Annotated in this window: 13 protein-coding genes; 3 read left to right on the plus strand and 10 right to left on the minus strand. The window is 62.5% G+C overall.

Annotated elements, in window-relative coordinates:
• Positions 1–8 precede the first annotated feature (8 nt).
• The 9 genes from FJ311_04365 to FJ311_04405 all read right to left on the minus strand — a co-directional run bounded on the left by FJ311_04365 (position 9) and on the right by FJ311_04405 (position 9469).
• The gene (locus FJ311_04365; GenBank protein MBM3950670.1) at positions 9–620 is read right to left on the minus strand and encodes a DUF1989 domain-containing protein; all 612 of its coding nucleotides are present in this window, start codon (positions 618–620) and stop codon (positions 9–11) included.
• An 18-nt stretch (positions 621–638) separates the two neighbouring features.
• Positions 639–1292 (minus strand): hypothetical protein, encoded by a 654-nt coding sequence (locus FJ311_04370; protein ID MBM3950671.1) that lies wholly within the window; start codon positions 1290–1292, stop codon positions 639–641.
• Between the two features lie 28 nt (positions 1293–1320).
• A complete protein-coding gene (locus FJ311_04375; GenBank protein MBM3950672.1) occupies positions 1321–2289 on the minus strand; it encodes a lyase in 969 nt (322 codons plus the stop codon).
• A gap of 46 nt (positions 2290–2335) precedes the next feature.
• Positions 2336–3247, minus strand: a complete 912-nt coding sequence (locus tag FJ311_04380) for a 3-keto-5-aminohexanoate cleavage protein (GenBank protein ID MBM3950673.1) — start codon at positions 3245–3247, stop codon at positions 2336–2338.
• Between the two features lie 28 nt (positions 3248–3275).
• Complete coding sequence (locus FJ311_04385) at positions 3276–5222, minus strand: TRAP transporter fused permease subunit (protein MBM3950674.1); 1947 nt, start codon at positions 5220–5222, stop codon at positions 3276–3278.
• 111 nt (positions 5223–5333) lie between these two features.
• Positions 5334–6533 carry a hypothetical protein gene (locus tag FJ311_04390; protein ID MBM3950675.1) on the minus strand — a complete coding sequence of 400 codons (1200 nt, stop codon included), beginning with the start codon at positions 6531–6533 and terminating at the stop codon, positions 5334–5336.
• Between the two features lie 106 nt (positions 6534–6639).
• The gene (locus FJ311_04395) at positions 6640–6915 is read right to left on the minus strand and encodes a hypothetical protein (protein MBM3950676.1); all 276 of its coding nucleotides are present in this window, start codon (positions 6913–6915) and stop codon (positions 6640–6642) included.
• 58 nt (positions 6916–6973) lie between these two features.
• Positions 6974–8515 carry a sodium:cation symporter gene (locus tag FJ311_04400; GenBank protein ID MBM3950677.1) on the minus strand — a complete coding sequence of 514 codons (1542 nt, stop codon included), beginning with the start codon at positions 8513–8515 and terminating at the stop codon, positions 6974–6976.
• 156 nt (positions 8516–8671) lie between these two features.
• Entirely contained in the window at positions 8672–9469 is a 798-nt protein-coding gene (locus FJ311_04405; protein ID MBM3950678.1) for a GntR family transcriptional regulator, read from the minus strand.
• Between the two features lie 220 nt (positions 9470–9689).
• Here FJ311_04405 and FJ311_04410 point away from each other — a divergent pair, with 220 nt between their 5' ends.
• The 3 genes from FJ311_04410 to FJ311_04420 all read left to right on the plus strand — a co-directional run bounded on the left by FJ311_04410 (position 9690) and on the right by FJ311_04420 (position 12927).
• Positions 9690–10841 (plus strand): sulfotransferase, encoded by a 1152-nt coding sequence (locus FJ311_04410; protein ID MBM3950679.1) that lies wholly within the window; start codon positions 9690–9692, stop codon positions 10839–10841.
• A 77-nt stretch (positions 10842–10918) separates the two neighbouring features.
• Positions 10919–12007 (plus strand): sulfite exporter TauE/SafE family protein, encoded by a 1089-nt coding sequence (locus tag FJ311_04415; protein ID MBM3950680.1) that lies wholly within the window; start codon positions 10919–10921, stop codon positions 12005–12007.
• Positions 12008–12162: 155 nt separating this feature from the next.
• The gene (locus tag FJ311_04420) at positions 12163–12927 is read left to right on the plus strand and encodes an SDR family oxidoreductase (GenBank protein ID MBM3950681.1); all 765 of its coding nucleotides are present in this window, start codon (positions 12163–12165) and stop codon (positions 12925–12927) included.
• 6 nt (positions 12928–12933) lie between these two features.
• On the opposite strand, the gene FJ311_04425 is transcribed toward FJ311_04420, so the two are convergent.
• Positions 12934–14391 (minus strand): pyruvate carboxylase subunit B, encoded by a 1458-nt coding sequence (locus FJ311_04425; protein MBM3950682.1) that lies wholly within the window; start codon positions 14389–14391, stop codon positions 12934–12936.

Here is a 14391-nt window from a genome sequence, read left to right on the forward strand (position 1 = left end):
GGCGCGATTTAAGGCGTGAAGACCGTCACGCGGATCGGCGTCGGATTGAAACCGGCCGCCTGATTGAGACGTTCGGGACAGTTGGAGAGCACCGCCAGCACGTCCATCTCGGCGCGCAGATCGACATAATCTCCTGGGCCCGACTTGCCCTCGACGATGGCGACGCCGCCGTCGGCACGCACAGGCACGTTCATGAAGAAATTGATGTTGGCGACCACGTCCTTGGCGCCGAGGCCATGCGTGGCCAATTCGCGCTCGAAATTACCCTGGCAGCCCGCGCCGTTGTTCTTGCCGAAGCGGACGTCGTCGACCTCGACCGAACAGCAGCCGTAGAGGGTGTCGTGCGACCCGCAGGTGTCGGCGACGATAGTCATCAGCTTGCGCGCCCGCACCGACCACAGGACCGCGCCCTGGCCGAGATAGACGTTGTTGTTGAGCTTGATAGTGTTGGCGGCGTTGTAACGGTCGGTCGGATCGGCGAGGCTGTAGCAGAGAAAATCGACGGCCTGTTTGCCGTGCAGATCGACGATGCGGAGCACGTCGCCCCGGGCAATGCGCGCGCTCCAGGGTTCGCCGGCGGGGATTTCCAAATCCGCGTGGATTTTCGAGGGAGGATTCATGGCTTTGTCTCGTTTTCGTCAACCGGCGGTCATTTTCCAGGGCAGTATGATCCGGAACTGCGCCCGCCATTCCGCGTCCACTTTCCCGTTCGAACGAATCAGCGGAACCGTGAGGCGATCGCGCTCGGCCGCGCCGAGCCGGCGGTAGAGAATATCGCTTTCGTTGCGCGGCTCGCCCGCGATGTACATCTGGGTGGTCAGCACGTGACCCGCAGGATGGTGCGCCTTGACATGAATGTGCGGCGCACGGCCGGGATACGACACGGGGCGAATGGTGCGAAACCGGTAGCGGCCCTCAGCGTCGGTCCGGATCGCGCCATATCCCTGAAAATCGTCATCGCGCGGACGGGACAGCGAGCGGTCGCCGGTCGCGAGATAGCGGCCGTTAGCGTCCACCTGCCAGATCTCGACCACCTCGTTGGCGACCGGGCGGCCATCGGTATCGAGCACCTGTCCGTCGAGGAGCAATATTTCGCCGCCGGCGTCGCGGACCCGGCCGGCGACGCGCACCAGATCGTCATCGGTGTCGGCCGGAAAACGATCGGGATAGAAAGGCCCTTCGCTCTGAACCGGGGTTGGCGCGAGTGCGGCCGCGAACGAAACGAGCGGGACCGCGGCCACGACGGCCGCGCCGCCGCCCGCGATCAGGTTGCGTCGAGTCCATGGGCGCATGGCATTATCCCGAACCCCCGTTGGGCGATTACTCTTTCTTGCCGGTGCGCACCAGCATCAGCCGGTCGTTGCCCGATTCCGGCAGCCAGACCTCGCCCGGCCGGCCGAGGATTTGGCGCACGGCCGCCCCGCTCCGGCTTCCCGGCACGGGAGCGAACGTTTCCGCGCGCGGATCGAAGGCCAGCGTCGCGTTGGCGCCGAAGTCGCTGACCCAGACGATGTCCTTTTCGTCCACATAGACGGCGTAGGCGCGTGGCTGTTCGCCGGGCAACCGCCACATTTTCCATTGCCGGGCCTTGGGGTCGAAACGGCTGAGCTGCCCGGAATTCCACTCGGAAACCCACAGGTTGCCCCGGCTGTCCGACCAGACCCGCCGGGCGCCTTGATCCGGCGTCGGCGGTACGATGACCTCCGCCGCGCCGCTCGCGCGGTCGATGCGGGCCAGGTGACTGCCGGCAAGCGAGACGTACCAGACTTCGCCGTCCGGCGTCGCGGCGATGCCATAGGGACCGCGGCCGTTCGGGGCTTTCCACACGTCGACTTTACCCGTTTTCGGATCGAGGCGACCGTAGAAGCCGCTTTGCCCCGTGAACCACAACACGCCATCCCGGTCGAAAGCGGCGGTGTTGAGGTTGGCGTAGCCGGTGTCCTCGGGCAGACGCCAGACGGTGACCGCACCGGTCGACGGAACGTAGCGGACGATGGCGTTCTGGCCGCTGTCGGTGATCCAGGCGTTGCCGTCGGGGCCGGCGATCACTCCGTGGGGCGACGATCCCGAACCGAGCGGCACCTGGCGAACGGCCTTCGTGCGGGGATCGAGGATGCCGAGCGCGCCCTGGCCTTGGGCCGTATACCAGACCGTGCCGTCGGGCGCCGGCGCCACATCGTGGGGGCGCGCGCTCTTGGGCACGTCATAGACCACGGTCTCGAACGCGTACGCCTGCCGGGCGAACAGCGCCGACGCCAGAGCCAAAGCCGCGAGAACGAGGCGGTTCATGCGAGCTTCGATTTTCGGCGTCGGCCGGGTTCCGGTCAACTCCCCTTCAGCGCGCGGGCGGCAGCTGCGGCGCGGGCGCCATATGAAGGATTTGGCGGGCTTCTTCGGGCGTCGCGATCTCGCGGCCCAGCTCGCGCGCGATCCGCACCGCGCGCTCGACCAATTGCGCGTTGCTGACCGCCAGAACGCCGTGGCTGTAATAAACGTTGTCCTCCATGCCGACCCGAATATTGCCGCCGAGGGTCAACGCCATGGTGCTCAACGGCAGTTGATACTTGCCGATGCTGACGATCTGCCAGCTCGATCCTTCGGGGAGCGCGTCGAGCATCGCCAGCAAGTTGGCGGGCGACGCCGGAATACCGCCCTGGATGCCCATCACCATGCTGAAATGGAGCTGGCCTTCGAGCGCGCCGCGGCGCTGGAGTTCGAGCGCGTTTTCGATGTGGCTCAGGTCGTAGACCTCGAGTTCGTTGACGATGCCGCGGCGCTTGCAGCCCTCGACGAACTGGGCGTTCCATTTTTTGGAGTTGGAAAACAGGAATTCGGTGTTCTTGTGCTCGAAGTGGAAGGTGCCGAGGTTGAGGGTCAGCATGTCGGGTGCGGGCTTGATGTCGAGCAACGCCATGCGCTCCTCGAGGGTGAACCCCTTGCCCTCCTCGCCCGGATTCTCGTAACGCACGCCGATGCCGTTGCCGACCTGGGTGATCATGCCCGGGCAGCGGTTCATGATGCCGTCGACCACCTCGTTGTAGATGTTGACATCGCTACTGGTGACACCGCGCTTGTCGCGCACGTGGATGTGGGCGACGGAAGCGCCCGCGTTGTAGCAGTCGCGGAAGTTCTGGACGATGTCCGCCGGCTGTTCGGGCAGGTTGGGATTCGCCTCCTTGCCGTGCAGGCCGCCGGTGGTGGCGACGGTGATGACGACTTTGCCCGGATTGGTGAGATTCGGCTTCATGGCTCGGGTTCCTCCGTGCAATGGGGATTCAGGATCGCGCTTGCGAGTTGGCGCCGGCGAGCGGGCGGAAATAGACCATGCCGACCGCGAGCGCGGTCAGTGCCGCGAACACAGCGTTCGATGCGTACCCTTCGTCCATCAGGGAAACGTAGCCGGCAATGGTGACCAGGGTAAACAGGGATTGCTCGACGCTCGAGAGCGTACGCCGGAAGTGGCCGAAGGCGGCAATCGAGGCACTCCATTGCAACAGCAATACGGTCGCGATGGGAATAAATTGATTCCAGCCGACCTTGGGGAATTCGAGAAGCTGCGGATAGGTCACGAACGCGAACGGGATGACGAAAGTGGTCGAACAGAGCTTCATCGAATCGATCGCGGTCTTGAGAAAACTGGTTTCGGCGAGTCGGGCCGCGGCCAGCACACTGACCGCGACCGGTGGGGTCAGCGTCGAATAGCACGCGAAATAGAACACGAAAAAGTGCGCGATGAGCGCCGGCACCCCGAGTTCCTGCAGGAACGGCACCAGGGTCAGCGCCACGACGATGTAGGCGACCGGCGTCGGTAGTCCCATGCCGAGCAGCAGGGACAGCACCATCGCGCCGATCAGCAGCAACCACTTGTTGTCGGGCAGGAAATCCAGCATCGCCGGGCCGAGACGGCCCGAAAGGTTGGTGGTCAACATCACCTGGCCCAAGGGGCCGATCGCGATCAGGAGCAGCGACAGCACCGCGACCATGACGAAACCTTCCTCGATGCCGCCGATAATCTCCTGGCGACTCGGCCGGTAGGGCCCCTGGAACACGGCTAATCCGAGAGCCAGCACGGAACCGACGATGCCCGCGATGGAAGGCGAGTAGTAGCCGACCAGCAAAACGACCACGGCGGCGAAGGAAATCACGAACGTCGGCAGCATCCGCTTGATCAACTTGAAATCGACGCTTTCGTCGAGCCGCGGCAGCTTGTGGCGATTGGCATACACTTGAACGCCGATGAACGTGCCGGTGAGATAGAGGGCGCCCGGAATCACCGCCGCCAGCGCGATTTCGACGTAGGCAACGTTGAGAATCGCGGCGATGAGAAACGCAGCAAGTCCCAGAACGGGGGGCATGATCTGGCCCGAGCACGAGGCGACCGCCTCGATCGACCCGGCCATAGAGGGGCTGTAGCCGTAGCGCTTCATCATCGGAATGGTGAAGCGTCCGGTCATGACCACGTTCGAGACCGCGACGCCCATGACGCTCGCCAGGATTCCGCTGCCGATCAGCGCCGGATAGGCCGCGCCGCCGGTCACGTAGCGCCCCGCGTACTTGCCGAGCTCGATCACCATGCGCAGCATGCCCGCGCCAAACAACGCGGCGGCGAAGATCACCAGAAAGTAGAGGCTGTCGGCCGCGTCGCGGGCGAACCAGAAGAACCCGTCGGTGGTGCCGAGACCGATGTAGTTCATCACGAACTTGGGATCGAGCGGCGGATGGCCGAATACCGGGCTGGCGATGAGGTGGCCGTAGAAGAAATAGAGAATCATAATGCCGATGATCGACGTCAGCACACCACCCCAGTGAATCCAATTCAGCATCAGCACCGACACCGTGAGGACGATGCCGACGGCGAACTGGACGTCGGTAAAAAACGGCTGGTTGATCTCGAGCGCGACCGCGTTCAGGCGCACGTACAGGCTGGACCCGGCGGCGAGAACGAGGGCCAGCACGGCAAACGCCATGTGTCCCGCCCAATGGCGGCGGGCGGCGCCTTCGATTCGTTCGTCGAGCAACGAGCGGACCGCGACCAATCCCGACATGGTCAGGACGGCGAGTACGAAATTGGAGTAATGCTCGGAGGAGTTTCGAAACAGGCCGAACGTGGCGAAGCCGAGATAGAACGTGAGCGAAAAGCCGATCAGCCAGAAAACCGCGCTGACCGCCTTGCGGCTACGCACCAGCGTGGGACGCAAAGAGTCGGCGCGTATCTGGGTCATGACTGCCCGCGCTTGCCGCCGCTCGACAGGGCTGGATGAAACGCCGCCAAAACGATCGGTTGAACGGAAATTTCCCGGCGGCCGGTCAAGGCCGCCGGGAGATTCGTGCGATCAATTGATCTTCGGATAGGTCATCGGCGGGTATTTTTTGTGCTCGTCCCACCAGCCGAGCTCGACATAGGCCTTCTTGGCGCCGGGATGGACGTTTTCCTCCGACAAGCCGTGGAGCATGGTCTCCTTCGACCAGATGCGCCACAACCCGTGCAGGTCGCGCATCTGCGGGCCGTATTTGGCGACCGCCTTGACGATCTGATAGGCGACATCGTCGGGGAAGGTCTCGTGCGTCGCCTTGAAACCGCGGTTGTAGCCGACCGAGATTTCCCGATCCTGGCCCGGCAAGGTTCCGGCCTTGATCTTGAGCGGCAAGAACGTAGTCGAGAACTTCTTGTTGACCTTGTCGAGGGCGGCCGCGTCCACGTCGATGTAGTGGATTTTCTTGCCGGTCGCCTCGAGCTGGCGCAGGAAGCCGCCGATCAGCCATTCCTTGTTGTTGGCTTCGGCGCCGACCGCCGTGGTGGTGACGTCGGTGGTGCCGTCGATCAGCTGCTGAGTCAACACGCCCGGCGTCACGTGCCGGATGTCGGAGTTCTGCGGCGTGATGCCATAGCCATGCTCGAGCACCAAGCGCGAGAACACCCCCCAGTCGCTCTGCCCGCGCAGGCCGAGCGAGATGCGCTTCCCCTTCACGTCGGCCATGGTCTTGATGGCGGGGTTGAAGGTCAGGAAGATCTTGCCCTGGATCCAGAAAGCCTCGCCGTAGAGCAGCTTGAACTTGATCGGCACCTTTTCCGGCAGAAATTCCTTCAATTCGGGCGAGCCGCCCTGGATCGCGAGTTGGATGACCGTATCCTCGGTGCCGAAAACGCTCGTCTTCCAGCGGTTTTGCTCGGCCATGGCCCGGATATTGTACATGTAGCCGGGCGTTTCCTGGGCGGCGAGGACGACCCGCTCGCCGCCGCGCGCCATCATGGTGTTGAGCATGGTATCGGATTCGGTGACGCCGCACCCGAACGGACACAACAGGTTCGGCACGATGATCGGCGGTTCGGCGGCGACGGCGGGCGCGGAAATCCCGAAACCCGCGGCAATCAAGAACGCCGCGCCCGCCAGGCGGAAGCCGCGTCCCATATTCGTGGTAATCGTGGTCGTCATGGAGTCCTCCCCGAAATAGTTTTTCCCACCCAAACTCACGGATGCGATCCACCCGTTTGTATTATTGTCTCGTAATCTAACAGGAAAACTACACTTCATAAAAAAACTGAAAATGAATAAGATTGTTCTTTAACTTCAGGATTCTTGATGATGTCCATGTATTTTATCGGTTCCGGCCGTGCGGCTTGGCCATTTGATCCCGGTATCAGCCTAATCCGCGCAACGCCTCCCGCAGCGCCGGCAGCCGATAAGCCGTACCCATGCCAAGAATGACGAGCAGCGCGGCGACAGCCACCCAGTATCGCCAGTAGTATTTGACGGCCTCGCGCGGCAATCCCTCGCGGACCGGGAAGCTGATGGCGGCGAGGAATCCGCTTTCTTCCTGGCCGGTGGCCTTGGCGCGCCAATAGCCGATCGTGATCCGGTAATAGACGATCAAATAGAGAACGGCGAAGAGGAGCACGATCAACAGGATATCCATTTCGTGCTCCTCCTCATCCGATTCAGCCCATCCTACGGTCGGCGGCGGTGGTCACCGCTTACTTGGCAAATGGCCAGGGCGCGCTCGGGTCCCACACCGGGATGCCGAGAAACGCGTACCAAGGCGCCATGACGAGAATTCCGTAGGCGATCGCCAGCACCACCGCCATCCAGCCGACCTTGGCGTAGTCGGTCGAGGAGAAGGTCCCGGTCGAATAGGCGATGACCGCGACCGTGATCTGGGTCGGCAATATGTAGGCGAACGTATCGGTATCGGCGACCAGCATGGTGAACGCGACGGGGTGCAGCCCGACCTTGGGCGCGAGCGCGAGCAGGATCGGCGCGAACAGCGACACCGCCGCGACGTTCGACAGCATCCCGAGCCGGATGATGTGCGTGCCGACCATCAGGATCAGCAGGACCGCCCACCACGGCTTGCCGACGGCGACCGGTTCGATCGCCGCCGCCAGCCATTTGCCGAGACCCGAGCTCGACATCGCCGAGGACAGCGAAAGCGCTCCACCCAACAGGATGAACGTGCCCCAGATCGTGCGTTCCTCGAGCACCTTCCAGCGGAAGTGCATGAACCCCGGAACGAACATCACCGAAAGGCTCATAATCGCGATCATCAGGGTCGGGATCTTGTGCCATTTTTCGGTCATCCACAGGATCGCCGTCACGACGAAGATCGCCAGGATCGTGTATTCGGTCGTGCTCGTCCTTGGCAATTCGTCATGAGACTTCTTGATCATCTCGGCGCCGCCGCGGATCGCGAAATGACGGGTCTTGAAGTGATATTGAACCCACCATTGGGTCACCACGAACATGCCGAGATACGGCCATTGCATCAGGAACCAGTCGAAATACGTGATCGTGATTTTCAGTTCCTTCTCGAACAACCCGACCAGAATCAGATTGGGCAGATGCGCGGTCATCAGGCACATGCCGGAGATCATCGAGGCGTACACCATCGACTGGATGACGATGGCTTTTTTGGCTTGTTGTTCTTCCGGCGTATCGCCGAGCAGCGCGGTGATTCCGTTCATGATCGGCAGCAGGATCGCGCCGCGCGGATTGGCGCCGGGGATGATCATGGCCAGGATCAAATTGACCGCGAACATCCCCCAGATCACGCCGTTCACCGTCTTGATCCGGGCGCGATGCAGGATTCCGAGCGCGATTCGCTTGTCGAGCCCCGAAACCATGATGATCGCCGCGACGATGAAGGCGACCAGGGTCAGAAGCGCCGGATTGGAGTTGATGCCGCTGACGGCGGCGCCTAATCCGGGCACGGCCTTGGTCTGAACCAGCAGCATCGGGATCATCAGCCCCGAGATGCCGACCGGCACGCACTCCGAAACCCAGGTGATGCACGCCCAGGTCACGACCGCGAGCGTCGCCTTGCCAGCGGGCGAAAGTCCCTCGGGTGTAGGCATGACGTACAGAATGAAGAAAAACGCCGCCCAGGATAGTGCGAATCCGATCAGTGACTTTTTGGGATCGCGTTCGGCTGATGCGATGTTGGTTACAAGCCGGTTGTAAATGGCGCCGAGTATCGTATTGCCGGAAACGGTTACCCTCGATTGCCCCGTCGATTGCATGACATTAATCTCCCCATTGTTTTTCTCGAAGCTCCCTTTGCACGCGAAGTTTGTTATTTTCCGCGGTCCATTGACGTGGCCGCAGTCGCTGATCGTTACGTCGCCGACAAAGCGTTTGTTTTACGTCTTGCACCCTCTTCGGATTCCGAACAACAGTTACGACACCATGCTGAACTGACTCTTCAGGCGCACGGTGGCACCGGCCGCGCGTGCCTTTTGCACGTGCACCGCGTAACGAAATTTATCGCCCCGGTAATACAGCAGCGTATAGCTGACCGGCCGCCGCTCCTCGGTATAGACCGTGCGGTGGACGAGAAACACCGGGTCGTGCGCCTTGACCCCCAATGCCTTTTGCACGCGTTGCGGCGGAACGGACGCCTCAAATTGATAATCCGCTTCGAGCAGGGAGATTCCGTACTTGCCCTCGAGCAGCGGGAAGATGCCGTGCTGCGTCAGATCCTCGGACGCGATCTTGACGCCGATTTCGATCGGCAGAAACATAATGTTGAACAAGATGGCTTCCTGATCGGCGTAGCGGATTCGTTCGATCTTCTGCACCGGTTTTCCAGGCGGGATCGCGAGATGATTGGCCGCATCCGCGCTCGCCGGTACTTGGCCGATGTCGAGAACCTTCGCCGAGGATTGATGGTGGAGCTTTTCCATCTCCTCGGCGAACCCGGCGAGATGGTCCAGCTTCTGCTCGATCGGCAGCGCGCGCACGAAGCTGCCTCGACCGTGCTCCTTGACCACAAGGCCTTCAAGTTGGAGGTCGTCCAAGGCCCGTCGCACTGTGATCAGGCTCACGCCCAGGGCGAGCGCAAGGTTCTTTTCGCTTGGAAGTTGATCGCCGGACTTCAGGCGACCAGCGATGATCGCGCGGCGGATACTTTCGCGCGCCTGATAAAACAACGGATGGTCGGAGCCCTTCACAGCCGGCTGGACGAGTAGGGGCATGATTTGACCTTGGCGTGAAACCGTATTATTCTAACTCATTATGAAGACATTAAGCTATATGATCCTGAAGGCAACCACCACTCGGGTGTATCTTGGCTTAATTTTTACATTTCAAATAGTTAGTCCGATTTCGCCCGTCTGCGTGGCGCGCGCGGGCGGCGATTAACACCAGCTCCGCCGAACCGGCGACATCAACCCACCAGGGAAAAGAGGAAACACGATGCCAATAGTTCTCAAGGAAAAACCGATCTTCATCGTCGGCGCCGAACGGTCCGGGACCACGCTGGTGATGGCCATGCTCGGCGCTCACCCGCGCATCGCCACGCCCGAGGTGGTGTGGTGGTACACGCGCATCCGGCCTTACCTCTTTAGCTACGGCGACCTCTCCAAGGACGTCAACTTCCGCACCCTCGCCGATGAGATGATTTTCGGTCTCAAGACCCCGTTCTGGGACATGAAGGTCAACCCACGCACCATCGTCGATGAAATTCTCGCGGATCTTAAGGAACGGAGTTACGCGGGAATTTTCTGCGCCATGCACGAACGCTACGCGCGGAGCATGAACAAACCGCGCTGGGGCGAAAAAACCCCGCATAATGTATTTTTCATCAAGGAAATCCTGGAGGATTTCCCTAATGCTCAGTTCGTGATGGTTACCCGCGACGGTCGCGACGCGAGCGCCGATTACATCGAATCGTCGTTTGGGCCGACCAACATCTTCGCCGCTGCGGAAAGTTGGGCGCTGTGCCAGAACGCGGCTAAGCCATGGCGCAAGAAACTGAAATCTTCGCAATGGACCGATGTGAAGTACGAAGATCTGGTCCGCAATCCGAAACCGGTCCTCAAGAAGCTTTGCGATTTTCTCGGCGAGAAATACAACGATTCGATGCTCGAATTCTACAAGGGCGGAATCGCCAAGGCCCGCGGCAAAACTAAGGACCATAAACCCCTGGGCCACGCCGCCAGCGATAAATACATCGGTATCTACAAGAATCTTCTCAGCATCCGCGATCAGCGCATCTTCGCCTGGGTCGCGGGCAAGGAACTCGCGGAAGCCGGATACAAGTCCGACGTCGAACCGATGCCGTTGACGGACGAACAGGTCGCGTTTTACCGCGAAGTCGACGGGCGGTTCCGCGCTGCGATGCTGACCGCGCCCGAAGGCCATATCGTCTTCGAGAGTTATAACGATTGGCTGATCGACCAGCGCGAGGAACGGCGCAAGAAGGGTCTTTGGGGCCCCAAGGACGTGCCCAAGCATTTCATGATCGGCCATCCGCACGAAGAAATGATCGCGGGCATGCGCGCCTGGCGGAAATGGAAAGAGTATTTCTGCGTTAAGCGCCAATACACCGGCCGTTCCGCGCTTTAGGCCGGGTTCGGTCGCGGGTATATTCGAACCGACGGCATGGCCTGTATCCGCCGGCTGCCGGAAGGGGGATTGATTCGGTGAAACGCGAAACTTCAATCCGTCGGGAGCTGCTTGTCGAACAACTCCCGATGTTCGCCGTGCTGATGGGGCTCGGCTTCGCCGCGGCCTACGCGCAGCACGGCTTTCTTCCCGGCGGCGAGGTGGCGTTTCCGCTGGCCGGAACCCGGGTACCGATCTGGCACCTGGTGTGGATGGGATTCTGGACCGGCTACACCATGGCGGTCGTGGGCGAGGCCGCCGGGATTTTCGCGCTGCCCTACCAGATGTCGGTGTTGCAGTTCACCGCCGCTTCGGTCACGCCGACCACCCAGTTGCTCACCTTCATCAACCCGATCGGCGCCTTGTTCGGATTCGTCCGCAACAAGCAATACAACTGGGATTTCGCGCTCTGGGTATGCGCGGGCGGCGCGGCGGGCGCCTTGATCGGCCCGTTCATCCGGCTGACCGTGCTCGCCGATCCGGGGCCGTTCAAGGTGGCGGTCGGACTGGCGCTCGCCATCGCCGGGGTTCATTTGTGCTGGTCGGCGTTCCGGCGCGCCAACCGCACCCGGGGCATCGAGGGCAAGTTCGCGGCCGAAGCCAAGGCGAGCCGCGCGCAAGGCGCGGGCGCACCCTATGCCATCCCCGCCGGCATCCCGATCGAAACCGTCGCCAAGGATGGCTTTCATCTCACCATCGGCTTCTGGGGCGAAGCCTGGCGCATGCACCAGCCGACCCTGTTCCTGATCGGCTTCGGCGTCGCCATTTGCGCCTCCGCCCTCGGCGTCGGCGGCGGGTTTCTGCTGGTGCCGATCTTCGCCGCCGTCTACGGCCTGCCCATGTACGTGCTGGTGGCGGCGTCGATCCCCTACGTGATCATTCTTTCGGCCGTCGCCATCTTCACCTACACCGTCATCGTTCCGATATTTTCGGGGCAGACCATCTACGCCGAATTCGCCTGGGGGTTGTTCGCCTCGGCTGGCGGGGTGTTCGGCGCCTGGCTCGCGGCCAAGACCCAGCGTTTCGTGCCGCAGCATTTCTTGAAATTGATGCTGGGCGGAATTACCGGGGCGGCCGGCATTCTCTACATCTACGATTTCTTCCAACCACTCCCGTTCCGAATTTGACGATGGCCGACATGATGAAACGCGGTCTCCACCTTCTTCCTTATCTTCCCTTCATCGTGCTCGCGCTCGCCGTCGCGGTCGCCGCCTACCATATTCGCGTCTATTGGTAAGATGGCTCTCGTGTTCGCCGGGCTTATCCGGCAGGATGGCGCGCCATGACCGATTCCCTGTTCGATCTCGAAGGCAAGTCGATCGTCGTCGCCGGCGCGGCCGGCGGCCTCGGCTCGGTGCTGTCGCGGGCGTTCGCCGAACGCGGCGCGCGCCTGGTATTGGGCGACATCGACAAGGCGGCGCTCGACCGCCTGGCCGCCAATTGGCCCAAGGACAAATCCACCCCGCCCGCGCATTTCATCACCTTCGACATCCGCGACGAAGCCGCCAACGAGGCGCTCGTCGGCAAGGCGAGCGAGGCGTTCGGCGGCGTCGACGGCGCGTTAAACGCCGCGGGCGTGTTCGCCCTCGCGCCCGCGCTCGAGTTGCCGGAGGCCGCGTTTCGCGATTCGCTCGACGTCAACGTGACCGGCTCGCTGCTGTTCTCGCGCGCGGCGCGCAAGGCGATGAAGCGGGGCGGGCGCATCGTCCACCTCGCCTCGGTTTCCAGTTTCGTCGCCAACACCAAGTACGCGGCCTACGCCAGCGCCAAGGCATCGCTTGCCCACCTGATCAAGGTGCTGGCGCGCGAATGGGCGCCGGACGGAATCACAGTCAACGGCATCGGTCCGGCGATGGTCGAAACCCAGATGATCGCGCCTTACCTCAAGGATCCGGCGTTCCGCGCCGCCGCGCTGTCGGTCATTCCCATGGGCCGCTTCGCCGTCCCCGAGGACCTGATCGGCACCGCCGTGCTGCTGCTGTCCGAGGCGGGCCGATTCATCACCGGCCAGACCATCTGCGTCGACGGCGGCCGTACCTTGGTGTAAGCGGCCTTATTCGGCGGCGGCGCTCCTGACCAGGTGGAAGCCCTTGATCGAGGGCCGCGCCGCCAGTTCCCGCACCAGGGTCAGGAGCGGCGTTTCCATCAGCGGATAATCCGTCTTGATCGGGCCCGCCGCCTTGAGCGCGTCGTATTGGGTTGTGTCGTAATAGGCGGCCAGCAGCAGATCGTCGTCCGACGCGAAGGGGCCGCGCGTCCTGCGGATGCGCTCGAGCGCGGGCGGAACCCGCGCGCCGGGCCGTTCGCGGATCGGCTCCGCCCCGCGTGCGATCTTGTCATAGAGGGTGGGGTCGATCGGCCCCGCGATTTCACCGTAGCCGCCGCGCACGTAGAGCCGCACTTCGTCCGGCACCGTGTCGTAGCGGCCCTTGCCCTTGTCGCGGCCGATCACGTTGAGCACCGATTGGGTGACGATGTATTGCGCGAACGGGCTGACCACGATCGGATAGCCGAGATCGGCGCGGACGTGGCCCGCTTCCTCCATCACCTCCTCGAGGCGATGGGCGAGCCCGACGGTTTCCAACTGATGCTTGAGGTTCGAGATCATGCCGCCCGGAATCTGGTGGTGGTAATGGAATTCGTCGTATTCCGCCACCTGGCCGACCGGCTTGCCTTCCCGGGCGGCGATGTAGGCGAGGCGCTCGGCCACCTCGCGCACCGGCGCGAGATCGATGGCGACCTCGTGGCCGCGCTGGTGGCAGTTGGCGGCGAACAGTTCGGTCGGCGAATGGGACGCGCCGTTGGCCAGCGTCGAGGTCGCGGTATGGACAACGTCGACGCCGCGATTGACCGCCTGCACGGCGGTGTAGGGCGCAAGACCGGAGAGGCAATGCATGTGCAGCTGCAGCGGCAGATCGCCGATCGCCGCCTTGAGCGCGGGTATCAGAGTAGCGACGCGCTCCGGCAGCAACAGGCCGCTCGGGTCCTTGAGGAAGATACCGTCGACGCCGATTTTGACCAGTTGCTTGGCCTTGGCGACGTAATAGGCGTCGGTGTGGACCGGGCTGTGGGTGTAGACGATACCCGGCACCACGTGCAGGCCATGGCGCTTGGCCTCGCGAATCGGGATTTCCAGGTTGCGCATGTCGTTGAGCGCGTCGTAGGGCGTGTGGTAGCGCATGCCGTTGGCGGCGAACCGTTCGGCCGACAGCGCGACCACGTCGTCGGCGAAGAATTCGAACGTGAAAAGGCTTTGGCCGCGGGTGTGAACGATCAACGGCGTCTTTTTCACCCAACCGGACAGGATCCGCATCCGCTCCCACGGGTCCTCACGCAGGTAGCGCACGCAGACGTCGAACACCGCGCCGCCGACCAAGTCGATCGCCTCGAAACCGGCCTCGTCGAGCCGGGGCGCTATTTCCTTCATCATGGCCGTGGTCATGCGGGTCGCCCACAGGCACTGGTGGGCGTCGCGCAGCGTCACGTCGATCAGGCGGATTTTCCGTCCCAT

The sequence above is a fragment of the Rhodospirillales bacterium genome, from assembly GCA_016872535.1.
Lineage (GTDB): Bacteria > Pseudomonadota > Alphaproteobacteria > Rhodospirillales > 2-12-FULL-67-15 > 2-12-FULL-67-15.

Coding starts and splice junctions, on each gene's coding strand:
- FJ311_04370 (MBM3950671.1), bottom strand. CDS start 1,292: ATGCGCCCATGGACTCGACGCAACCTGATCGCGGGCGGCGGCGCGGCC.
- FJ311_04385 (MBM3950674.1), bottom strand. CDS start 5,222: ATGACCCAGATACGCGCCGACTCTTTGCGTCCCACGCTGGTGCGTAGC.
- FJ311_04395 (MBM3950676.1), bottom strand. CDS start 6,915: ATGGATATCCTGTTGATCGTGCTCCTCTTCGCCGTTCTCTATTTGATC.
- FJ311_04380 (MBM3950673.1), bottom strand. CDS start 3,247: ATGAAGCCGAATCTCACCAATCCGGGCAAAGTCGTCATCACCGTCGCC.
- FJ311_04410 (MBM3950679.1), top strand. CDS start 9,690: ATGCCAATAGTTCTCAAGGAAAAACCGATCTTCATCGTCGGCGCCGAA.
- FJ311_04420 (MBM3950681.1), top strand. CDS start 12,163: ATGACCGATTCCCTGTTCGATCTCGAAGGCAAGTCGATCGTCGTCGCC.
- FJ311_04425 (MBM3950682.1), bottom strand. CDS start 14,391: ATGGGACGGAAAATCCGCCTGATCGACGTGACGCTGCGCGACGCCCAC.
- FJ311_04365 (MBM3950670.1), bottom strand. CDS start 620: ATGAATCCTCCCTCGAAAATCCACGCGGATTTGGAAATCCCCGCCGGC.
- FJ311_04405 (MBM3950678.1), bottom strand. CDS start 9,469: ATGCCCCTACTCGTCCAGCCGGCTGTGAAGGGCTCCGACCATCCGTTG.
- FJ311_04400 (MBM3950677.1), bottom strand. CDS start 8,515: ATGCAATCGACGGGGCAATCGAGGGTAACCGTTTCCGGCAATACGATA.
- FJ311_04390 (MBM3950675.1), bottom strand. CDS start 6,533: ATGAAGTGTAGTTTTCCTGTTAGATTACGAGACAATAATACAAACGGG.
- FJ311_04375 (MBM3950672.1), bottom strand. CDS start 2,289: ATGAACCGCCTCGTTCTCGCGGCTTTGGCTCTGGCGTCGGCGCTGTTC.